Source organism: Pseudomonas sp. OV546, assembly GCF_900116845.1.
GTDB classification, from domain to species: Bacteria; Pseudomonadota; Gammaproteobacteria; order Pseudomonadales; family Pseudomonadaceae; genus Aquipseudomonas; species Aquipseudomonas petroselini.
Map to the genome: position 1 here is coordinate 760,676 of NZ_FPCE01000001.1, position 20,896 is coordinate 781,571.

Sequence of the window (20,896 nt, forward strand, 5' to 3'; positions counted from 1 at the left end):
TAAAAGGGATATTTCGCATGGCTGATTTCGATCATTTAACCCGTCGCCGTTTATTGGGCCTGGCCGGCATCACCCTGGCCAGCCTGTCGCTGCCACGCCTGGGGTTCGCCGCCGACGAACACGCCGGCCACAACACGTCACAAGAGCCCACCGGCACCGGTGAGTTCATCCGCCTCGACGCCCCGCGCAAGTTGAAACTAGCGGTCAACCTCAACGCCGTGTGCCTGGCCCCGGTGGTCATCGCCCATGGCCAAGGCTTCTTCACCAAGCACAACCTGGACGTGGAGTTGGTCAACTTCGGCAACTCTACCGAGGTGTTGCTCGAGGCCATCGCCACCGGCAAGGCCGATGCGGGCGTGGGCATGGCGCTGCGTTGGCTCAAGGCCCTGGAACAGGGCTTTGATGTGAAGCTCACCGCCGGCACTCACGGCGGCTGCCTGCGCTTGCTCAGTGCCGCGAAGGGCGGTGTGACCACGCTGGAAGACCTTAAGGGTAAGGCCATCGGCGTGACCGACATGGCCAGCCCGGACCGCAATTTCTTCTCGATCCTGCTGAAAAAACACGGTGTGGACCCGGTGCGCGATGTCGAGTGGCGCCTGTATCCCGCCGACTTGCTCGGCACTGCGCTGGAGCGCGGCGAAGTGCAGGCGGTGAGCGGCAGCGACCCGTTCATGTACCGCCTGATCAAGTCCGGTGTGGCGCGTGAGTTGTCCACCAACCTGGTGGAGGAATACGCCAACCTCAGCTGCTGCGTGGTCGGTGTCACCGGCAAACTGGTGCGTGAAGAGAAGCGCGTGGTCGCGGCGCTGACCCAGGCGATTCTGGAGGCCCACGACTATTCTGTGCAGCACCCGGAGGAGGTTGCCAAGGGCTTCCAGGCCCATGCGCTGAACACGTCGGTGGAGGAAGTGCAGGCGATCCTTCACGACCATACCCACGGGCATCACGCGGTGGGCGCGGCGTTGACCCAGGAGATCCTTACCTACGTGACCGACCTGAAAACCGTCGAAGTGATCAGCAAGAGCACCGACCCGCTGGCGTTTGCCAAGGAGATCACCGCCGATGTCTTCAGCTGACGCAACCACCCTCAACCCACCGCTGACCTTGAAGGTCGCGTGGCAGGGCGCCGCCGTGGTGACGGCCTGGCTGGCCGTTGCACTGTTGATCAGCTACTGGCCCAACGCGACACGCCATTGGCCGATAACCCAAGGCCTGGCCAATCTGTGCGTGGGTGTCGCGGTGCTGTTCCTCGTGCTGAGCCTGCTGGGGCGCAGAGTCTCCAGACTGGGCCTGCGCCTGCGCAATGCCGGTCCCTGGCTGATCGCCTTGCCGCTGCTGCTGGGCCTCTGGGAATTGCTCACCGCCAAGCTGGCGCTGTTGCCGGTGCCGTTTTTCGCGCCGCCCCAGGCCTTGCTGGCGGTGTACATCGAAGATTACGCCCGGCTGGCCGACAGCCTGCTGCATTCGGCGTTGTTGCTGGGCTCGGGCGTGGCCCTCGGTGCGATCACCGGGTTTATCGCTGGCGTGGCCATCGGTTGGTCCACGCGCATCGGCTATTGGCTGCACCCGGTGCTGCGCATCCTCGGCCCGGTGCCGTCGACGGCGCTGTTGCCACTGTGTTTTTTCCTGTTTCCGAGCAGTTGGAGTGCCAGCGTGTTTCTGATCGCCCTGGCCACCTGGTTTCCGGTCACGGTGCTCACGTGGTCCGGCGTGGCGAGCGTGGACAAAGCCTATTACGACGTGGCACGCACCCTGGGCGCCAAGCAAGGTTTCCTGATTTTCAAGGTGGCGATTCCCGCCGCGTTGCCCCACGTCTTTGTCGGCCTGTTCATGGGACTGGGCGCGTCGTTTTCGACCTTGGTGGTGGCAGAAATGATGGGGGTTAAGTCCGGCATCGGCTGGTACCTGCAATGGGCCCAAGGGTGGGCCGCCTACGCAAACATGTATGCCGCATTACTGATCATGGCACTCGCCTGTTCGGGGTTGATCACTGGGTTGTTCCTGGTGCGTGACCGGTTGCTGGCCTGGCAGAAAGGATCAATGAAATGGTAGCCCTGGCACACGCGGTATTGGCATCGGAAGGCTTGGCGCTGCGCATAGACAACCTCAGCCATGGCTTCGCCCTGGATGGCCAACACCTGCCGGTGTTGGAGCGGGTGTCCCTTGACGTGGCACCGGGCGAGTTTGTGGCACTGCTTGGGCCTTCGGGCTGCGGCAAGTCCACCTTGCTGCGCCTGGTGGCCGGCCTGGAACCGGCGGACTCCGGCCGGTTGCTGGCCGACGGTGAAGCCATCACCGGCCCGGACCCGAGCCGCGTGGTGGTGTTCCAGGACCCGACCCTGTACCCGTGGCGCCGCGTGTGGGACAACGTCGCCATCGGCCTGGAAGCCCAGGGCCTGCTCAAGACCCATTCGGCCAAGGTCGACGAGGCCCTGGAAAAAGTCGGCCTCAGTCAGTTCGCCCGTGCGTATCCGCGGCAGTTGTCCGGCGGCATGGCGCAACGGGTGGCGCTGGCGCGTGCGCTGGTCAACCAACCGCGCCTGCTGATCCTCGACGAGCCCCTGGGCAAGCTCGACTCCCTGACCCGCATCGCCATGCAAAAAGAACTGATCGACCTGTGGCAACGCCAGGGCTATACGGCCCTGCTGGTCACCCACGATGTGGAAGAAGCGTTGCTGCTGGCCAATCGCGTGATCGTGTTCAGCGACCGTCCGGCCAAGATCCAGGCGCAATTGACGATTGACCGGCCTTACCCACGGCACCGGGATGATCCTTATCTGGTTGACCTGCGACGGCAGATACTGGGCCTGCTGGGGCTGGGGGAGAGTTGGTGAAAGGGTATAAGCCTTGACACGCTGAAGCGAGCGCGCAACGATCAACTCAATTTTCAGAAAAGAAAGTGCTGCAGCACCCTGGGCGCATCTTCACGCCCAAGGAGCTTACCCATGACTATGATATTTCGGAAAATACCGCCCGCAATGATCTGGAAAAGGCGTCGCCATGAAGGTGCTGTTCAAGGTGCAAGAGGGCAAAGGCTTTCTGTACATTGCCAGGGAGGACGCCGAAGCCCACTTGAAAAAACAGACAGGCGCTCGTTAACCGCCCGCCCTCACGCCTGCTGCTCCCCCCGCAACTGCACACTCATCTGATCACAGCTGTGCGCCCAGTCGCTGAGCCATTGCGGCATTGGCGGCGACGTCTCATCCAAACCCAGCTCGCGCACAAAATCACTCGGGGGCAGGGTGCCTTTGGCCGAACGGAAGAGCCCGCGCATGACCACCACGCCGACCACGCGGCCGTTGCTGACAAAGCGGTGTTCCATCAGGCTCCACTTATGGTCCCAGCCGAGCATGCGGGTGTGCACCTCGAACACTTCAAACAGCTTCAACTCGCGGCGGAACTTGCCCCAGGTATCGCCCACGATCGGCAGCGCCTTATTGCGCAACGCCACGCGAAACGCGCCGGTGCGCAACACGAAATCCATGCGTGCAACATCCGCCAGGGAAAAGTAGCGGCCATTGGTGACGTGCCGGTTGAGATCCAGGTCCAGCGGCCAGACGCGCATGCGCACCACGGTGGTGGCCAGGCCATGGGCCGGTTTGCGCCAGGGGCGCCGGGACAGCATGAAGAGCAAGCGAAACCAGAGATTCATAAACACGCCAGGTAGTTGATTAATGGCTGCACTGTAAGGGCGCGGAATCGGCTAAGGTAGGTGCGCAAATGACTTATTACATGCGAAAAGCGCAATCCGGGTTTCTTTTATGCACATCACCTTGCTCCTGGCTGAACGTTGTTCCACCGCCAGCGCCACCCTGGCGTTGGAGATGCTCAGCGCCGCCAACCTGTTTGCCGACAGCCCACCTTTTGAAGTCGTGGTCGCCTCCCTGGACGGCCAGGCCGTGGAGGCTTGGGGCGGCCAGCGCTTGCAGGTGGACCGCGCGGTGACGCAGATCGCGCAGACCGACCTGGTGCTGATCCCAGGTTTTCTGTTCACCTTGAAAGAAGCCCTGCCGAGCTTTCCCGCCTACGGCCCCTGGTTGCGCGAGCAGCATGCACGCGGCGCGGTGTTGGCTTCGATGTGTACCGCGACGTTCTTACTGGCCGAAACCGGTGTGCTGCAAGGCCTGCGCGCCACCACCCACTGGGCGTTCGCCGAGCTGTTCCGGCGTCGCTACGCGGACGTGAGCCTGGATGACGCGCAGCTTCTGTGTGAAGAAAATCGCGTGATTACCTGCGGTGGCGCCAGTGCGGCGATGGACTTGATGCTGCACCTGATTCGGCGTTTCGGCTCGCCGGAACTGGCCCACACCTGTGGCAAATACCTGTTGATCGATACTGTGCGCAGCGAACAGTCGGTGTACGCCATGTGGTCGCTGCCCAAAAGCCATGGCGACGGCGAGATCCTGCGGGTACAGCACTGGCTGGAGCAGCACTTCGCCGAGCCGCTGGTCATCGACGCGGTCGCCCAGCGCTTCGGTTTTGGCGTGCGCAACTTCAAGCGGCGCTTCAAGGAGGCCACCGGCTATACGCCGATTGCCTACCTGCAAACCCTGCGCCTGGAACGGGCCAAGCAGATGCTTGAGTCGACCCGCATGACGCTGGAAAGTATCACCTACGCGGTGGGTTACGAAGACAGCAACTCTTTCCGGCGCCTGTTCCAGCAGCGGGTGGGGCTGTTGCCGGCGGCGTATCGCAAGAAATTCCTCGCCCATCCGGTTTGATTCAGCGACGCAGCTGCGCTTCGCCCTCGATACACGCGACCAAAAACGCCCTCACCACAGCGTATCGAAACGCGGCAACCGATCGCCAAGGCGGCGCTGTGGGGAGAAATAACAGACGAAAAAAAACCGGCTGATCAGGCCGGTTTGGGGTTCCCGCAAACAGTGCGGGATTATGCGTTGTTGCCCTGCAGACGATCAGCACCGCCTTCAGCCAGACCACGTTCCTGCAGACGATCAGCACCGCCTTCAGCCAGACCACGTTCCTGCAGACGATCAGCACCGCCTTCAGCCAGACCACGTTCCTGCAGACGATCAGCACCGCCTTCAGCCAGACCACGTTCCTGCAGACGATCAGCACCGCCTTCAGCCAGGCCACGTTCCTGCAGACGATCAGCACCGCCTTCAGCCAGACCACGTTCCTGCAGACGATCAGCACCACCTTCAGCGACACGGCGTTCCAGCAGGCGGTCGGAACCCCCTTCGGCTACGCGGTTGCCTTGCAGGCGGTCGGCGCCACCCTCTGCCACACGACTTTCGATCAGGCGATCCGCACCGCCTTCAGCGACAACAGGGTGAGCAAATGCGTTTGCAGCGAGTACCGAGAAAGCGAGGCTAAGCAAGATTTGGCGTTTCATGAGAGTGTGCTCCGAGTGTTTTAGTTGGGATGTTGCTGTTATGGGTTTGATGTTACGCGTTGCATTTTTTTAGAGAACTTCATTGCGCTGATGGTGACTATCGATGCCAGCGATGGCCCGGTACTCGGGGCCATCGCAGCGCCCGTCATGGCATCTGCGGCAGTTCCTGCGGGCGCAGGTCGAACACCAGCACTTCGGCGTCCTCGCCCTGGCTCAGGCGGATCTGCCGCTCATCCCGCACTCGGGCGCCATCGCCTTCCTGCAAGCGCTGGCCGTTGACTTCAACGCTGCCCTGGGCCACATGGATGTACACATGGCGATCCGGCGGCAGGTCGAGGGTGGCGGTTTCGTCACCGTTGAACAGCCCGGCATATACCCGTGCGTCCTGGCGCACGCTGAGGGAACCGTCGTTGCCGTCCGGCGAGATGATCAACTGCAAGCGTCCACGTTTCTGCGCCTCGCTGAAGTGCTCCTGCTGATAGCGCGGTTCGGCGCCGGCCACGGCAGGCACGATCCAGATTTGCAGGAAGTGCACGCCACGGCTCTGGCTGTGGTTGAACTCGCTGTGGGCCACGCCGCTGCCGGCGCTCATCAGTTGCACATCGCCAGGGCGGATCACCGAACCGGTGCCGAGGGTGTCCTTGTGTTCCAGCGCGCCTTCAAGCACATAGGAGAAAATCTCCATGTCGCGGTGCGGGTGCTGGCCGAAGCCTTTACCGGCGGCGACGCGGTCATCGTTGATCACCAGCAGGTCGGAAAAACCCTGTTCATTCGGGTTCCAGTAGTTGGCGAACGAGAAGGTGTGGAACGACTTCAACCAACCGTGATTGGCGGCGCCGCGTTCGGAAGCTTTGCGAAGAGTCAGCATGGTCTTGTCCTCAAGTGGGCGCGGGCTGCGAGATGCAGGGCTCCTGCGTTGAGAAGAAGATTAATGGTTACTGCAGAATTCATTAAGAAGATAAAAACTGAATAACTGTCTCATCTGAGTTGACAGTTTCGAACGTGTCATAATGCCCGCCGCATTCTTTCTCGATGGATCTTTGTGTTTATGAAAACCGTGGCCATGGCGCTGTTTCCGGACTTCCTCCTGCTCGACATGGCCGGGCCGCTGGAAGTGTTTTCGATTGCTAACCGCTACCTGCCGGCGGCGGCGCATTACCAGATCCTCACCCTCGGCACCGAGCCTGGCCCCTTGCGTGCCTCCAATGGCGTCGTGGTGCAGGCCGACCTGTTGCTGGACCAGGCGCACGACGCCTACGACCTGTTACTCGTTCCCGGTGGCCCCGGCGCCTACAACGAATGCCACCCCGCGTTGTTGCCGTGGCTCAAAGAGGCTGCACCTCGCGCCACACGCTTTGGTTCGATCTGCACCGGTGCCTTTGTGCTCGGGCATGCCGGCCTGCTGGACAATCACCGTGTGACCACCCACTGGCACTACACCGAGCGGCTGATCAAGGCCTTCCCCAAGGCGATCGTCGAGACCGATCGCATTTACCTGCAGGACGGGCGGCTGATCACCTCGGGCGGGGTGACGGCCGGGATCGACCTGGCGTTATCGATCGTTGCCCAGGACCACGGCAAGCAAGTCGCGGTGGAAGTGGCCAAGGTGCTGCTGGTGGTGATGAAGCGCCAGGGCGGCCAAGCGCAGTTCAGCCCGATGACGGCTGCCGTGGCACCCCAGGAAACCGCGATCACCCGCGTGCAGAACCACGTGCTGGCGCACCTGCACCAGCCGTTCACCATCGAATCCATGGCTGAGCTGGCCGGCATGAGCGCTCGCCACTTTGCACGGTTGTTTGCCAGGGAGGTGCAGATGACGCCGATGGCCTTCCTGCAAGGCGCGCGCATCGACCGTGCCCGGCAGTTGCTGGAGTCCACCGACCTGCCGCTCAAGACCGTGGCCTTCCACGCAGGCTTCGGCAGCGTGCGGCATATGCGCTTTCTGTTCAGTGAAAAACTCGGTCTCAACCCGACCCAGTACCGACAACAGTTCAGTTAACGACAGAATGTCCGTCTGGCGCACTCGATTGTCCGTATCGCTCCCCGTGCCAGCATTGTCCTGTCATTGGTAGCTGGCAAGATAGCGTCAAGCCCATGGAAAAGGATGCGCAGGCGCCCAAGGCCGGGTGTTTCAGCGCGATGACAGACATGAACAACCCTCAGGCGATTGACGTTGATGGCACGGTGCGCTTCGGCATCTATGCCTTTCACCGGCAACAGCGGTTGGTCAGCAAGATAGGCTTGCCGGTGCCTCTGGGTGGGCGTGCGCTGGATATCCTCGCGGTGCTGTTGGAAACGCCCGGGCAGTACGTCAGCAAGTCCACCTTGATCGAGCGTGTGTGGCCGGACAGCGTGGTGGAAGAAAACAACCTGCGTGTGCACATTGCGGCACTGCGCCGCGCCCTCGATGGGCAACGCTATATCCTCAACGATCCCCTGCGTGGCTATTGCTTCGCCGCCAAGGTGCAGGGGGCCATGCCCGCCATGACACCCCGACACAACCTGGCGGCACGCCTCAGTGCGGTGATCGGCTGTGAGGCGTTGTTGGGCGTACTCGCGCGACGCCTGTCCGGGCATTACCTGATGACCCTGACCGGGTGCGCCGGTGTCGGCAAGAGTACCCTGGCCCTGGCGTTGGCCGAACGGGTATTGCCGCGTTACCGGGACGGCGTGTGGTGGGTCGACCTGGCCACGGTGGAGGCGCCGATAACCATGCTGCGCCACCTGGCCACGGCGCTGCACCTTGAACCCAGCGCCAACGCCACACAGCTGTGCCGTCAATTGGCCTCCCGTCAGCTATTGCTGGTGCTGGATGGTGCCGACTTGCTGCTCGGCGCCTGCCGGCACCTGGTGCGCGTGCTACGTGAAACAGCCCCCCATGTCAGCGTGCTGCTCAGCAGTCGTGAAGCCTTGAATGTCCCGGGCGAATGGGTGCAACGCGTGCCCCGGTTGGCGGTGCCTGCACCGTCGGCGCTGGGCAGTGTCGAACACGCCATGGCCTACCCGGCTGTACAACTGTTCGTGGCGCGGGCAAGCGCCGGGCAACAGGGGTTTGTGTTGCGGCTCCAGGACTTGGCGCCGCTGCGTGATATCTGCCGACGCCTCGATGGTCTCCCTCTCGCACTGGAGCTGGCCGCGGCCCAAGTGGATGCCCTGGGCGTGCGTGGCTTGCAGCAGCAACTGTGCAAGGGTTTGCAGGTGCTGACCCGAGGCCGTCGCACGGCGGTGGAGCGTCACCAATCGCTGATCGCAGCCCTGGACTGGACCTACCAGCGGCTGAGCCTGCCGGAGCGCTGGCTGTTCTTGCAATTGGGGTTGTTCAAGATGGCGGTGACCTTACCCACCCTGAGCGAGCTGGTCGCTGGCTCGGAGCTGGAACATGCCGACCTGTCCTACCTGCTGGGGCGTCTGGTGGATACCTCATTGCTGACCCTTGAACCCGGCCCGGGCCATTCGCGTTATCGCCTGCTCAACTGCGTGCGCAGCTATGCGCTGGCCCACCTGCGTGACCCGGTGCAGGTGGCACGGTTGCAGCAGGGCGATGGGCATTACTTGGGGCCGTTCTCAGGCCGGCCGTTTGTCTTGCAACTCGTCGAGCAGGCGGCGTACGCGGACTAGGTCCGGGGTGGCAAAGCCTTCGGTAAAGCGCGCATGGACCGAACCCAGCACGTCGCGTGCAGCCTGCAGGCGACCTTGGGTCTGCCACAGCTGCGCCAACGACGTCGCGCAGCGTAGCTCCCAGGCCAGTGCGCCTTGCTGGTGCGCCAGCCCGAGGGCGTCGAGCAGCAGCGTTTCGCTCGCACGGGGATCCGCGATGCTTGCGGCGCGTACCCGCAGGATTTCCGCTGCGCACCAGCCCGCGCCGCCCGTGCGTGCGCGTTCAAACCCTGGGTCATCGACGGCGTGTGCACCCAGCGTGATCAGGATGTCCTCGATCAGCCCCAAGCCTTGCAGATCGTGGTGCCCCAGGATGCCGGCATAGTGCCCCGCCCAGGTCTGAAATAACTGCACCGAGTGCTTGTGCGCGTGTTCCAGCAGCAACGCTTGCAGGCTCTGGGCAGCGTGCTCGTCACCGTTGTAACGGGCGATGACCACGCCTGCCAGGGCCAGGGTGTAGCAGATGGAGGTGCCGTGATTGATCTGCAGCGCCAACGCCAACGCCTGGCTGGCGGTACGCCAGGCTTGCTCGGGAAAACCCTGCAGCCACAGGATCCGCGCCAACACCGTCAGTGAGGCCACGCTCTGGTCGTATTGCACGCCAATGCCGTGGGCGAACCGATTAAGGTGGCCGCTGTGCGCCATGCGTTGGATCACTTGCTCAGCATTGTGCCGGGCGAGCGCCTGATTGCCGTTGTAGTGCTGCGCCAGTACGCGCAGGCGCTGGGCACTGACGTCCAGTTGCGGGTCGGTGCGCGGGTCGAGGCGATCGAACTGCTCGCTCTGCGCCAGCGCCTGGCGATACAGGCCTGCACACAGGTTCACCGCCATATGCCCGGAGACCGCGCGCAATTGACCCGCGACGTCCTGGCGCTCCTCGGCCAGACGCCGGGCGCTGACAAACGCGGCGATGGTCTGCGGGGCACCGCCCATGGCGTGATAGGACAGGCTGCCCAGCGCCAATTGCAGTTGCATCGTCAAGCGCGGGCAGGGCGAGGCGGCCCGGCTCATCAGCGCCAACGCCTGGTCCACATACAAACGGTGCTCCCTGAGTAACGACAACTCTTGCCACAGTGGCATGGCGCTGACCGTCAAGCGGATTGCCAGCAAGTGTTCGCCCCCTTGCGCGAGCCCCCAGTCGAGGGCCGAGCGGATGTCTTCACGCAGCGGCGCATAGCGGTCGATCCAGGGTTGGGTGGCGATCAATTGCCAGTCCTCGCGCGCTTGCTCCATCAGCGCCAGGCAGCGCTCGGCATGGCGCCCGCGGGTGGCATCGAGCTCATCGGCGACGCTGAGTTTTTCCAGGGCGTAGGTGCGCGTGATATCCAGCAGGCGATAGACCATCTCGTCATCACCGACCTCCACATTGAGCAAGGACTTGGCGACCAACTGGGTGATTGAACCCAGCACCTCGGCGGGTGCGACCTCTTCCCCGGCGATCACCGCCGCCGCGCTGGCCAGGCTGAACCCGCCCCGGAATACCGCCAGCCGGCGCAGGCAGATCTGCTCGCAGGCCGTCAGCAGCTCAAAGCTCCAGTCCAGCGTGGCGCGCAGGGTTTGATGGCGGGGCAGCGCGTTGCGCCTGCCACGGGTGAGCAAGCGGAAATTGTCCTCCATCTGCACCAGCAGTCCGGGCAGGCCAAAGCGTTCGATCTGCGCCGCGACCAACTCGATGGCCAGGGGGATGCCGTCCAGGCGTTGGCAGATATCAATCGCCAGTGGCAGTTCGGCTTCACTTAATTCAAAGCTGTCCTGATGGGACATGGCCCGCTCGATCAACAGTTGCAGGGCCGGGTAGCCCAGCGCCTGGGCGCGGTTGCCGGTGGCCGGAGGGCAGGCCAGCGGTTCCAGGCGCTGCACGTACTCGCCCTCGGCGCGCAAGGCCTCGCGGCTGGTGGCCAGGATGTGCAAGCGGGGCGCGTGGCGCAGCAGGGTTTCGCTGATCAGGGCGATGTCGTCCAGCAGGTGCTCGCAGTTGTCGATCACCAGCAGCAACTGGCGCTCCTGCAGGCTGCGCGCAAACGTGACCAGCGGCTCTTGTTCTGCGTGGGTTAGGTCGAGCAGGGCGGCGAGATTGGGCAGGATCATCGACGCCGCGCTGAGCGGCGCCAGGTCCAGCAGGCGTATACCGTCGCGGTAATGCCCGATCAGCAATTCCGCCACGCGCAGGGCGACGGTGGTCTTGCCGATGCCGCCGGCGCCTGTCAGGGTGATAAAGCGTTGCGCGGGCAGGTTCTGCACCAGGCTGTCGATCAGGGCCTGGCGGCCGATCATGCGGGTGCGGCGCAACGGCAGGTTGTGGCACGGGCGTTGGGGGGCGCCCTCGGCGGGTAGCGTCATCGGCTCGATGCTCAGTGGCGCAACAAAACTGTAGCCACGCTGGGCCACGGTGACGATATAGCGCTGCCCGGCCTGGCCATCGCCCAAGGCCTTGCGCAAGGCTGCCATGTGCACTCGCAGGTTGCCATCTTCCACCACGCTTTTGGGCCAGACACGGGCGATCAACTCTTGCTTGCTCACCACATTGCCGGCCTGCTCCAGCAGGATCATCAGGATATCCACCGCACGCCGCCCCAGCCGCAACGGACGACCCGCCTCCAGCACCAGGCGTTGGCGCGGGTGGATGCGGTAGGGGCCGAAATGCACGGCCTGGTCGCTGAGGTCACTCATGGGGACCCTGTTCGTGGAGGGGGAAGCGGCCAGCATATTCCAGGTACGTGCGGACCACTAGGCTGCAATCACTTGAGGCTTGTGACGCAATTGGTGATTTCGCCAGGTCATCGGGTTGACCCCTTCGCTGCGGGTGAACATATGGCAGAAATGCGCCTGGTCGCAAAACCCGCATTCCAGGCTGATTTGCGTCAGGCTCAGGCGCGAACCGGTGATCAGTTCCTTGGCCCGTTGGATGCGCTGCTCGCGAATCCACTCCTGCGGCGACAGCCCGGTGGTGCACTTGAACGCGCGGGAAAAATGGCTGCGCGACAACGCGCAGGCCTGGGCCAGGTCGGCAATGGCCAGGCTTTCGCCGAGGTTGGCGAGGATCAATTGCTTGGCGATACGCTCGCGCCGGGGGCATAGGCCGCCGGTAGCGGATAAGCGAGGAGCATGCTGCTCAAGTCGGGCCATGACGAAAATCCGCAGTCGATGGGAGCGTTCCCGGTGAATGGGTGCAGTGTAGACGCCGCTAATCTTGTTGCCGGACCGCCTGGCTGACGAGTTAATCGTTGTTAATTTCGCCAGGTACGTACGCGGAAAAGACAGCACAGACGTGCAATCGCGCTAGCGCTCCGCGTGCTTCCCTGTGCGCTTGCCAACCGTTTGGATACCACCATGAACCGCAACGACCTGCGCCGCGTCGACATGAACCTGCTGGTGATTTTCGAAGCGCTGATGTTCGAAAAGAACCTGACCCGGGTCGCCGAAAAACTCTTTATGGGCCAACCGGCGGTGAGCGCGGCGCTGGGGCGCTTGCGCGATTTGTTCGACGACCCATTGCTGCTGCGCAACGGGCGGGGCATGGAGCCCACGCCGCGTGCCGTGGCGATACTCAAGGAGTTGCAGCCGGCCATGGACATCATTTCGGGTGCCGTCAGCCGCGCCAAGGATTTCGATCCGTCTACCAGCTGCGCAGTGTTCCGCATCGGCCTGTCCGACGACGCCGAGTTCGGCCTGTTCCCGCCGTTGCTCAGCCAACTGCGCGAAGAAGCCCCAGGCATCGTCGTGGTGGTGCGCCGCGCCAATTACCTGTTGATGTCGTCGTTATTGGCCAGTGGCGAGATCACGGTGGGCGTGAGCTACACCACCGAATTGCCGGCGAATGCCAAGCGCAAGAAACTGCGGGATATCCCTTGCAAGGTACTGCGTGGGGATGACGGTGTTGAGCCGCTGACCCTGGACGACTACTGCGAGCGGCCCCATGCGATGGTGTCGTTTTCCGGGGACTTGAGCGGCAACATTGACCTGGACCTGGCGCGTATCGGCCGGGCACGGCGAGTGGTGTTGGCGGTGCCGCAGTTCAGCGGGCTGCGGGCGTTGCTCGCGGGTACGCAGATTATTGCGACGGTGCCGGATTATGCGGCCTGTGCGTTGACCGAGGGCACTGCGATACGCGCGGAGGACCCACCCTTTGCCATTGATGCCGCGGAGTTGTCGATGGTGTGGAGCGGGGTGCATGACAATGATCCGGCGGAGCGTTGGCTACGGGGGCGGATTGCGGAGCATATGTCGAGGGCGCTTTAGGTGTGGTTGGCAGGCAGCCGCAATAATTTGAATCTGATCGGCATCGACGTTAAGCAAAGTCTTGTCCCTCCGAGCGTTGTTTCCGGCAGCCTGCTTGGGTGAGGGCCTTCTAGCATGGGTTAACTTTTCCAGAGGAGGCTTGTCGCTGATATGCATATTCAAAGACCGCAATTTATCCCACAAACAGTGGCTGAGCCTTCTCCTAATGTTCCCGTGCCGCCGCCGGTGGAACAACCGAACGGCCCTGTGATCGCGTCGGATACACCCGTCACGCGCTCAAGAAGAGAGGTGGCAGCCACGCCGGGTTCATCGTCGAGGACGGTTGAGGCCTCAAGGTTAGACAGGGTCGACGATCCGAAACTTGAGATTAAGAAAGAGGCCACCTCACCCAACGGGCTGTTTGCTGTGAGTTACTCAATTCCTGTCGCCGGCTCCGGGCTGAACAATATTACGTTTCCAATGATCATTGACGAGGGGCTCCAACGAAAGACGGCCCAGGACCCTGGGATTTATTACGCGATGCTGTTCGACGTAAGCAATGAGCAAGGTAAATCTCTTGATGGCGGCTATATCGGGATTCAGCCACGGCAGGATGGCAAGGCGCTGGTGATGTTTTCCGGCTTTGGTTCGCACTTCAGTGCGCCCAAAGGCCGTGCCGAGGCGGATGGGGGGGAAGGAGGCAGCAATAGCACACTGGTCGATTTTGAGTTTGGTCATAAATATAACCTGACGGTGACCCGAGACCCTGACAACCCCCAGAGGCTGAAGGGCTATATTCAGGATGTCACGGACCCTGCTCACCCTGGGGTAAAGCAGCATGTCGAAGACCTTGATGTCGACCAGAAGTTTGTGTTGGCGGCCAGTAACACAGGGTTTGTCGAGCACTACGGTGCCGATATCAGCCGAAGCTCCCAGATCGCACCGACGCGCGGCAGTTTTTTCGCACCCTTCACGACGGAGGCTGACGGCACGGTCAAGGCGGGTGAAGTCAGGAGTGACGGGTTCTATGGTCGGTACAAAAACGCGATGATCGGTGATCAGGAAGTTACCAAAGTGGCGGGTAAAGGTCAGGAAGTCTATTTTACGTTTCAGGGCGCGGGTTACGGCGCTAAGGCCTGACACGTAACAAAAACCGGAAGGCCCCTGCGGCCTTCCGGTTTTTTTTGCCTTGTCGAATCGATTGGCCCGCGAGCCGCCACGTCAAACAGCACATACATCCAATTCCCCGCCCCCAATCCCAACCACACTCCCTCCATCGCTCAACTCTGCAGGTGGGAATACACAGCCATGGACCCAACACCCAAAACCAGCCCCGACGAAGTCGTCACCTTGGTCGTCAAGCACCTGATCAAACAAGGCCGCGAAACCGACTACGAAGCCTGGCTGCGTCGCATCGTGCGGATCGCCGGCGCGCGCCCCGGCCACCTGGGTGTCGACGTAGTGCGCGGCAAGCAGGGCAAGCTGGCGCTGTTCACCTGTGTGTTGCGTTACCGCTCCACTGATGACCTGGAAACCTGGCTTGATTCCCCCGAGCGCAAATCGCTGATCGACGAAGCCTCCCCCTTGCTGGCCGATGGCGACAAAACCGAAATCGGTTCGGTCAATGAATTCTGGTTCGCGCCGCTGGCCGACAGCGCCGCCAAACCTCCCCGCTGGAAGCAAGCAGTGGTCACCCTGTGCGTGATCCTGCCGCTGACCCTGCTGGTACCCATCGCGTGGGGCCCGGTTCTGCGCCTGCACCCGTTCCTCTCCAACTACGTGGTCGCCACCTTCCTGGTCACCGTGACGATCGTTGTATTGGTGGTCTACCTGCTGATGCCGGCGGCCACCCGCCTGTTCGCTCCCTGGCTTGAAGCCTCTGTAAAGGAAACCCTATGAACGCCGATCTGATTCTGTTCAATGGCCAGTTCCACACCGTGGACCGTGAAAACCCGCGCGCAACCGCCGTCGCCATCAGCCAGGGGCGCTTTGTCGCCGTGGGCACCGACGGTGAGGCCATGGCCCTGCGCGGCAGTGGCACCCAGGTCATCGACCTCAAGGGCCGCACCGTCATCCCCGGCCTCAATGACTCGCACCTGCACCTCATCCGTGGCGGCTTGAACTACAACCTCGAACTGCGCTGGGAAGGCGTGCCGTCCCTGGCCGATGCCCTGCGCATGCTCAAGGACCAGGCCGACCGTACGCCCACCCCGCAATGGGTGCGCGTGGTGGGTGGCTGGAACGAATTCCAGTTTGCCGAAAAGCGCATGCCGACCCTGGAAGAGTTGAACCAGGCGGCGCCTGACACTCCCGTATTCGTGCTGCACCTGTACGACCGCGCCTTGCTCAACCGTGCCGCCCTGCGCGTGGCCGGCTACACCAAGGACACACCGAACCCGCCGGGCGGCGAGATCGTGCGGGACAGCAACGGCAACCCCACCGGCATGCTGGTGGCACGGCCGAACGCGATGATCCTGTATTCGACCCTGGCCAAGGGCCCGAAACTGCCGCTGGAATACCAAGTCAACTCGACCCGCCAGTTCATGCGTGAACTCAATCGCCTGGGGCTCACCAGCGCCATCGATGCCGGCGGTGGTTTCCAGAACTACCCCGATGACTACGCGGTGATCGAGCAACTGGCCAAGGACGAGCAACTGACGGTACGCATCGCCTACAACCTGTTCACCCAGAAGCCCAAGGAAGAACTCAGCGACTTCAAGCACTGGACCGGCAGCGTCACCCTGCATCAGGGCGATGACTACCTGCGCCACAACGGCGCCGGCGAGATGCTGGTGTTCTCGGCGGCCGACTTCGAAGACTTCCTTGAGCCACGCCCGGACCTGCCGCTGACCATGGAACAGGAACTGGAGCCGGTGGTGCGCCATCTGGTGGAGCAGCGTTGGCCGTTCCGCTTGCACGCCACCTATGACGAGTCCATCTCGCGCATGCTCGACGTGTTCGAGAAGGTCAACCGTGACATCCCGTTCAACGGCTTGCCGTGGTTCTTCGACCACGCCGAGACCATCACCCCGAAAAACATCGAGCGTGTACGCGCCCTTGGCGGCGGTATTGCGATCCAGGACCGCATGGCGTTCCAGGGCGAATACTTCGTCGAGCGTTACGGCGCCAAGGCGGCCGAAGCCACGCCGCCGATCAAGCGCATGCTTGCCGAAGGCGTGCCGGTAGGGGCGGGCACCGACGCCACGCGGGTGTCGAGCTACAACCCTTGGACCTCGTTGTACTGGATGGTCAGCGGCCGCACCGTCGGCGGCCTGGAACTGCACGCCGAAGGCCTGCCGCGCCTCACCGCGTTGGAATTGTTCACCCATGGCAGCGCCTGGTTCTCGTCCGAGCAGGGCAAGAAGGGCCAGATCAAGGTCGGCCAGTTGGCGGACGTGGCGGCCCTGTCGGCGGACTTCTTCAGCGTCGACGAAGAAGCCATCAAGTGGATTGAGTCGGTACTCACCGTGGTCGGCGGCAAGGTGGTCTACGGCGCCGGCGACTTCGAAGACTTTGCACCGCCGCGTGTGCCGGTGCTGCCGGACTGGTCGCCGGTGGTCAAGGTGCCGGGTCATTGGCGCCCGACTTCGCCCTTGCAGGCACAGGTTCACCAGTGCAGCGGCCCGTGCGGCGTGCACGCCCACAGCCACGAAAAAGCGCGCCTTTCCAGCGTGCCGGTCAGCGACTTCCAGGGATTCTGGGGTGCGTTCGGCTGCTCGTGCTTTGCGTTCTGATTTCCCAAACCCGTTAGGAGATATTCCCATGGCTTACAAACGTTTGAACAAAGATGACGCTGTCGTACTGTTGGTCGATCACCAGACTGGCCTGATCTCCCTGGTACAGGACTTCTCCCCGAACGAGTTCAAGAACAACGTGCTGGCCCTGGCCGACGTGGCCAAGTTCTTCAACCTGCCGACCATCCTGACCACCAGTTTTGAAGGCGGTCCTAACGGCCCACTGGTTCCCGAGCTCAAGGCCCTGTTCCCGGACGCGCCGTACATCGCCCGCCCTGGCCAGATCAACGCCTGGGACAACGAAGACTTCGTCAAGGCGGTCAAGGCGACCGGCCGCAAGCAAATCATCATTGCCGGTGTGGTGACGGATGTGTGCGTTGCGTTCCCGACCCTGTGCGCCCTCGACGAAGGCTTTGAGGTATTCGTGGTCACCGACGCGTCGGGCACCTTCAATGAAACCGTGCAACAGGCTGCCTGGGCACGCATGACCGCTGCCGGTGCGCAACTGGTGAACTGGTTCGCCGTGGCCTGCGAGCTGCAAGTGGACTGGCGCAACGACATGGAAGGCCTGGCCAACCTGTTGTCGCCGCGCATTCCCAACTACCGCAACCTGATGAACAGCTACTCGGCGTTTACTGCCAAATAACCTGCTCTCAAGTCTGTCGGTAATCCCTTGTGGGAGGGGGCTTGCTCCCGATGACGGTGCTTCAGTCTAAATTTCTTTGACTGACCCACCGCTATCGGGGGCAAGCCCCCTCCCACATTTCGATTTGTGGTGCGGCGACAAACCCGTTATAAAAACCGAAAATGTCCACCGAGAAGCGACAATGAACCCCTTTGAAGACATGCGCCTGTTCTGCCAGGTCATGGAGTCCGGCAGCTTCACCGCCGCCGCCGAACAGCTGGGCCTGTCCAAGCAATTCGTCAGCCGCCGTCTGATCCAACTCGAAGACCGCCTGGGCGTACGCCTGCTCAACCGTTCCACGCGCCGTTTGGATGTCACGCCACTCGGCCAGAGTTACTACGAATCCGCCTTGCGCCTGCTCAGTGAAGTCGAGCAAGTGGAGCAGGGCATCGCCGGCCAGAACAGCGAGCCGCGCGGCACCATCCGTCTCAGCGCGCCGTTGTCGTTTGCCATGGCTCACCTGGGCTGCCTGTTGCCGCTGTTCTTGCAGCGCCATCCTCAGGTGTCGGTGGAGGTCGATTTGAGCGACCGTCCGGTGGACCTGATCGGCGAAGGCTACGACCTGGTGCTGCGCATCGGCACCCTGGAAGATTCCACCTTGATTGCCCGCCGTATCGCCAGCATCCCACGGGTGTACTGCGCGAGCCCCGACTACCTGGCCCTGCGCGGTACACCGCAAAAGCCGGATGACCTTGCCGAACACGATTGCCTGCCCTACGGCCATGGCCGCCAGGTGCAATGGCGTTTCAAGGGCAAGGTGCAGGCGTTGAATGTGAGCGGGCGCATGCGTGTAAACAACGGCGATCTGCTGCGCGACACCGCCATTGCGGGCTTGGGCGTGACCTACCTGCCGACCTTTATCGTCGGCGAAGCGGTGAAGGACGGCCGCCTGGTGACGGTCCTGGACGAGTTCGCCCCCGAGGCGCTGACCCTGTCGGCGGTGTACCCGCAACACCGGCAAAGCTCGCGGCCGGTGCAAGCGCTGGTTGAGTTCCTGCGCGAACGCCTGGCTAGCGGCTGCTGAACAGCTGGCGGATCAGGTTGGGCGTGCTGCCGGTCCAGCGCTTGAATGCACGGCGAAAGTTCGCCGCATCGTTGAAGTTCAGGTACGCCGCCACTTCGTCATTGCTGTAGCCCTTGACCTGATACAGGTGCAACGCCACCTGCTTGCGCACACGGTCCACCTGCTGCTGAAAACCGGTGTCGTGCTTGTGCAGCTTGCGCTTGAGGGTGGCCGGGCTCATGGCGAAGGCGTGCGCGGCCTGTTCCAGGCTCGGCGGTTGGCGCACCTGCTCGTGTAAATAGGCGTAGAGGCAGTCGAGAAAACTGCCGGCGAAGCCCAACTGTTCGATCTGCTCGCGGGCTTGCTGGCGCGCCACCTGGCCTGCGGTGGCCGAGGCCCCCGGCCAGGCGCGGGTGAGGTATTCGCGCGGGAGGCTCAGCATGTCCAGCGGCCGCTCGAAGCGTGTGTCTTCCCCGAGGTGTACCCAGTATTGCTCGACGTAACGCGGCTCGGCATGGCTGAAACTGCACACCCACGGCAGCCGCTCACCGCTGAGCCATTGGCTCATGGCGACCACCGACGTCATGCTGGCTTCCAGCAAAAAGCGCCAGTGCTCCCCGGCGCCGCAACTGTCCAGCCAGTACAGGTAGGCGTGGTGTTCATCCAGCTCCAGTTGCAGGGTGACCAAGGGGCTGAGCAGCACCTGTTGCTGGATCAATATGTCCAAGGCCTGGTGCAGGTTTTGCGCATGGCCGAGGGCATGGCTGGCGGCGCCGTAATAGCCCGGCAATAGCCGCTGCCCAAACAGGAAGCTGCTGTCGTCGGCGTCGAGTAACTTGCGGCTGTTACCGATCAAGGCGAGAAACTGCTGGGGGCTCAACCGCGCGTTGCCCGCCAGGATATCCTCGTGAAACAGCCCGGTACCCCGCAGCAGGCGATGACTGTCGATGTCGCGGGACAACGCCAGGTCGATCAGCGTGGCGGGTTGGTAATGCCCTGGGATGAAGCGGCTGTCGCTTTCATACCAGTTGGTTTTCACCGCCATCTCAGGCGCTTTTCGCGAGCGGTTGCTTGGCCCGCGCCAGCGCGAGGTTCAGGCGCTTGAGCAAGTCCGGGGGCGATTCCTCCAGGGCCATGACCACGGCGGTGGTCGCCGCCAGTTGCAAGCGCTCACCGTGCAACCGGGTCTTGTGGGCCAGGCCGCGCACGGCTTGCTGCAACTCCAGCGCGAGCTCCTTGGCCTGGCGCTCACCGGTGTTGGGCAGCAGCACCACAAAGCGGTCGCCGGCCAGGCGGCACAGCAGGTCCTGGCGGCGCAGGTTGAGCAGCAACAAATGGCTGAGGGCCTGCAACACGGCATCGCCCTCGGCATGCCCGTAGGCCTGGTTGATGGCGGCGAAGTTGTCCAGGTCCAGCGCCAGCAGTGACAGCGGTTGCTCTTGGTCGTGGCTGTCTTGCAGGCTGTCGGCCAACTGGCGCTTGAGGTAGTCGGCACCGGCCAGGGGCGTGAGTTTGTCGAACAGCCGATGCTCACGGAACAGCCGCTCGCGCTTCTCCATCTGTGCGCTGATTGCCAGTTGTTCGCGGTGCCAGTGGTAGATGCCGATGGTCAGCAGGATCATGCCCACCGGCATCGGCCCGGACTCCAGCCAGTGGTCCCAGGTGATGCTGTCGGGCAGGCGGATAAACTCGTCGAGGCTGTCGATCCACCAGGAAAAAAAGATGCATGACAGGCCCAGCGCCAGGTAGTTGGTGACGCGCCCGGCCGGGCGGCTTTTCAGCACCAGGCCCAGCCAGACCAACGCCAACAGCGCGGATCCGCCTTCGCCGAAGATGTCCAGCCACACCCATTCGCTGACGCTTTTCAACTCGCCGCAGGCCAGGTGCAGGATCAGCCCGAGGTTGGCGGCGATCAGCAACAGGCAGAGTTTCCAGCGGTGGGGCTTGAGCACGGAAAACATGGCCGCGGGTCCTCGGGAAAATGAGCGATGGGCGCCAGCACAGCAGATGGATGTGACGGTTGGATGACGGTGGGGGAGGGTCGAATCAGCTCATCTCAAACACGCTGTGGATCAAAAAATGTGGGAGGGGGCTTGCCCCCGATAGCGGTGTATCAGCCAATAAATGTGTCCCTGACCCACCGCTATCGGGGGCAAGCCCCCTCCCACAGTTGATCTCCATAGGTCATATCAGCTCATTCCAAGCAGAGAATCAGGCAAAACCCCCGGTTTACGGGGCTCCCC

At 62.8% G+C, this 20,896-nt stretch carries 19 protein-coding genes; 12 read left to right on the forward strand and 7 right to left on the reverse strand.

Annotation, left to right across the window (positions count from 1 at the left end):
• Positions 1–17 precede the first annotated feature (17 nt).
• The 3 genes from BM403_RS03615 to BM403_RS03625 are packed head-to-tail and all read left to right on the forward strand — an operon-like array spanning position 18 to position 2,834.
• Complete coding sequence (locus BM403_RS03615) at positions 18–1,076, forward strand: ABC transporter substrate-binding protein (protein WP_046036768.1); 1,059 nt, start codon at positions 18–20, stop codon at positions 1,074–1,076.
• Positions 1,063–2,052: an ABC transporter permease gene (locus BM403_RS03620; RefSeq protein WP_093541603.1), complete on the forward strand. Its 990-nt coding sequence runs from the start codon at positions 1,063–1,065 to the stop codon at positions 2,050–2,052. The genes BM403_RS03615 and BM403_RS03620 overlap by 14 nt, the downstream gene beginning before the upstream one ends.
• A complete protein-coding gene (locus BM403_RS03625) occupies positions 2,046–2,834 on the forward strand; it encodes an ABC transporter ATP-binding protein (RefSeq protein ID WP_046036769.1) in 789 nt (262 codons plus the stop codon). Before BM403_RS03620 ends, BM403_RS03625 begins: the two co-directional genes overlap by 7 nt.
• A 275-nt stretch (positions 2,835–3,109) precedes the next feature.
• Here the strand turns inward: BM403_RS03625 and BM403_RS03630 are convergent, their stop codons facing one another.
• Complete coding sequence (locus tag BM403_RS03630) at positions 3,110–3,652, reverse strand: acyl-CoA thioesterase (protein WP_093541605.1); 543 nt, start codon at positions 3,650–3,652, stop codon at positions 3,110–3,112.
• A gap of 109 nt (positions 3,653–3,761) precedes the next feature.
• Here BM403_RS03630 and BM403_RS03635 point away from each other — a divergent pair, with 109 nt between their 5' ends.
• Positions 3,762–4,721, forward strand: coding sequence for a GlxA family transcriptional regulator (locus BM403_RS03635; protein WP_046036770.1), 960 nt, complete (start codon positions 3,762–3,764; stop codon positions 4,719–4,721).
• Between the two features lie 170 nt (positions 4,722–4,891).
• Here the strand turns inward: BM403_RS03635 and BM403_RS03640 are convergent, their stop codons facing one another.
• Both BM403_RS03640 and BM403_RS03645 read right to left on the reverse strand, forming a co-directional pair.
• Positions 4,892–5,356: a hypothetical protein gene (locus BM403_RS03640; RefSeq protein ID WP_093541607.1), complete on the reverse strand. Its 465-nt coding sequence runs from the start codon at positions 5,354–5,356 to the stop codon at positions 4,892–4,894.
• Positions 5,357–5,501: 145 nt separating this feature from the next.
• Positions 5,502–6,224, reverse strand: coding sequence for a pirin family protein (locus BM403_RS03645; RefSeq protein ID WP_046036771.1), 723 nt, complete (start codon positions 6,222–6,224; stop codon positions 5,502–5,504).
• Between the two features lie 180 nt (positions 6,225–6,404).
• On the opposite strand from BM403_RS03645, the gene BM403_RS03650 reads away from it, so the two are divergent.
• Entirely contained in the window at positions 6,405–7,355 is a 951-nt protein-coding gene (locus BM403_RS03650; protein ID WP_093541609.1) for a GlxA family transcriptional regulator, read from the forward strand.
• Between the two features lie 95 nt (positions 7,356–7,450).
• Positions 7,451–8,974: an ATP-binding protein gene (locus BM403_RS03655; protein WP_046036772.1), complete on the forward strand. Its 1,524-nt coding sequence runs from the start codon at positions 7,451–7,453 to the stop codon at positions 8,972–8,974.
• On the opposite strand, the gene BM403_RS03660 is transcribed toward BM403_RS03655, so the two are convergent.
• Positions 8,921–11,683: an ATP-binding protein gene (locus BM403_RS03660; protein ID WP_093541611.1), complete on the reverse strand. Its 2,763-nt coding sequence runs from the start codon at positions 11,681–11,683 to the stop codon at positions 8,921–8,923. The genes BM403_RS03655 and BM403_RS03660 overlap by 54 nt on opposite strands.
• Before the next feature lie 57 nt (positions 11,684–11,740).
• Positions 11,741–12,139 carry a helix-turn-helix domain-containing protein gene (locus tag BM403_RS03665; RefSeq protein WP_043205510.1) on the reverse strand — a complete coding sequence of 133 codons (399 nt, stop codon included), beginning with the start codon at positions 12,137–12,139 and terminating at the stop codon, positions 11,741–11,743.
• Positions 12,140–12,343: 204 nt separating this feature from the next.
• Here BM403_RS03665 and BM403_RS03670 point away from each other — a divergent pair, with 204 nt between their 5' ends.
• The 6 genes from BM403_RS03670 (at position 12,344) to BM403_RS03695 (ending at position 18,674) form a co-directional block, all read left to right on the forward strand.
• A complete protein-coding gene (locus tag BM403_RS03670; protein WP_046036775.1) occupies positions 12,344–13,252 on the forward strand; it encodes a LysR family transcriptional regulator in 909 nt (302 codons plus the stop codon).
• Between the two features lie 150 nt (positions 13,253–13,402).
• On the forward strand, positions 13,403–14,371 hold the full coding sequence (locus BM403_RS32110; protein ID WP_256577119.1) for a hypothetical protein: 969 nt from the start codon (positions 13,403–13,405) through the stop codon (positions 14,369–14,371).
• A 168-nt stretch (positions 14,372–14,539) separates the two neighbouring features.
• A complete protein-coding gene (locus BM403_RS03680; protein WP_093541613.1) occupies positions 14,540–15,130 on the forward strand; it encodes an antibiotic biosynthesis monooxygenase in 591 nt (196 codons plus the stop codon).
• A complete protein-coding gene (locus BM403_RS03685) occupies positions 15,127–16,965 on the forward strand; it encodes an amidohydrolase (protein ID WP_046036777.1) in 1,839 nt (612 codons plus the stop codon). Before BM403_RS03680 ends, BM403_RS03685 begins: the two co-directional genes overlap by 4 nt.
• Before the next feature lie 28 nt (positions 16,966–16,993).
• Positions 16,994–17,611: an isochorismate family cysteine hydrolase YcaC gene (gene ycaC / locus BM403_RS03690; RefSeq protein ID WP_012724846.1), complete on the forward strand. Its 618-nt coding sequence runs from the start codon at positions 16,994–16,996 to the stop codon at positions 17,609–17,611.
• A gap of 181 nt (positions 17,612–17,792) precedes the next feature.
• Entirely contained in the window at positions 17,793–18,674 is an 882-nt protein-coding gene (locus tag BM403_RS03695; RefSeq protein ID WP_012724845.1) for a LysR family transcriptional regulator, read from the forward strand.
• Here BM403_RS03695 and BM403_RS03700 read toward each other — a convergent pair.
• The gene (locus BM403_RS03700; RefSeq protein WP_012724844.1) at positions 18,661–19,698 is read right to left on the reverse strand and encodes an AraC family transcriptional regulator; all 1,038 of its coding nucleotides are present in this window, start codon (positions 19,696–19,698) and stop codon (positions 18,661–18,663) included. The two genes, BM403_RS03695 and BM403_RS03700, sit on opposite strands and share 14 nt — an antisense overlap.
• A gap of 1 nt (position 19,699) precedes the next feature.
• A complete protein-coding gene (locus tag BM403_RS03705; protein WP_093541615.1) occupies positions 19,700–20,614 on the reverse strand; it encodes a GGDEF domain-containing protein in 915 nt (304 codons plus the stop codon).
• Positions 20,615–20,896 lie beyond the last annotated feature (282 nt).

Bases quoted from the DNA above. Each gene is read 5' to 3' on its own strand.
- BM403_RS03615 (WP_046036768.1), top strand. From the start codon at position 18: ATGGCTGATTTCGATCATTTAACCCGTCGCCGTTTATTGGGCCTGGCC.
- BM403_RS03620 (WP_093541603.1), top strand. From the start codon at position 1,063: ATGTCTTCAGCTGACGCAACCACCCTCAACCCACCGCTGACCTTGAAG.
- BM403_RS03625 (WP_046036769.1), top strand. From the start codon at position 2,046: ATGGTAGCCCTGGCACACGCGGTATTGGCATCGGAAGGCTTGGCGCTG.
- BM403_RS03630 (WP_093541605.1), bottom strand. From the start codon at position 3,652: ATGAATCTCTGGTTTCGCTTGCTCTTCATGCTGTCCCGGCGCCCCTGG.
- BM403_RS03635 (WP_046036770.1), top strand. From the start codon at position 3,762: ATGCACATCACCTTGCTCCTGGCTGAACGTTGTTCCACCGCCAGCGCC.
- BM403_RS03640 (WP_093541607.1), bottom strand. From the start codon at position 5,356: ATGAAACGCCAAATCTTGCTTAGCCTCGCTTTCTCGGTACTCGCTGCA.
- BM403_RS03645 (WP_046036771.1), bottom strand. From the start codon at position 6,224: ATGCTGACTCTTCGCAAAGCTTCCGAACGCGGCGCCGCCAATCACGGT.
- BM403_RS03650 (WP_093541609.1), top strand. From the start codon at position 6,405: ATGAAAACCGTGGCCATGGCGCTGTTTCCGGACTTCCTCCTGCTCGAC.
- BM403_RS03655 (WP_046036772.1), top strand. From the start codon at position 7,451: ATGGAAAAGGATGCGCAGGCGCCCAAGGCCGGGTGTTTCAGCGCGATG.
- BM403_RS03660 (WP_093541611.1), bottom strand. From the start codon at position 11,683: ATGAGTGACCTCAGCGACCAGGCCGTGCATTTCGGCCCCTACCGCATC.
- BM403_RS03665 (WP_043205510.1), bottom strand. From the start codon at position 12,139: ATGGCCCGACTTGAGCAGCATGCTCCTCGCTTATCCGCTACCGGCGGC.
- BM403_RS03670 (WP_046036775.1), top strand. From the start codon at position 12,344: ATGAACCGCAACGACCTGCGCCGCGTCGACATGAACCTGCTGGTGATT.
- BM403_RS32110 (WP_256577119.1), top strand. From the start codon at position 13,403: ATGCATATTCAAAGACCGCAATTTATCCCACAAACAGTGGCTGAGCCT.
- BM403_RS03680 (WP_093541613.1), top strand. From the start codon at position 14,540: ATGGACCCAACACCCAAAACCAGCCCCGACGAAGTCGTCACCTTGGTC.
- BM403_RS03685 (WP_046036777.1), top strand. From the start codon at position 15,127: ATGAACGCCGATCTGATTCTGTTCAATGGCCAGTTCCACACCGTGGAC.
- ycaC (WP_012724846.1), top strand. From the start codon at position 16,994: ATGGCTTACAAACGTTTGAACAAAGATGACGCTGTCGTACTGTTGGTC.
- BM403_RS03695 (WP_012724845.1), top strand. From the start codon at position 17,793: ATGAACCCCTTTGAAGACATGCGCCTGTTCTGCCAGGTCATGGAGTCC.
- BM403_RS03700 (WP_012724844.1), bottom strand. From the start codon at position 19,698: ATGGCGGTGAAAACCAACTGGTATGAAAGCGACAGCCGCTTCATCCCA.
- BM403_RS03705 (WP_093541615.1), bottom strand. From the start codon at position 20,614: ATGTTTTCCGTGCTCAAGCCCCACCGCTGGAAACTCTGCCTGTTGCTG.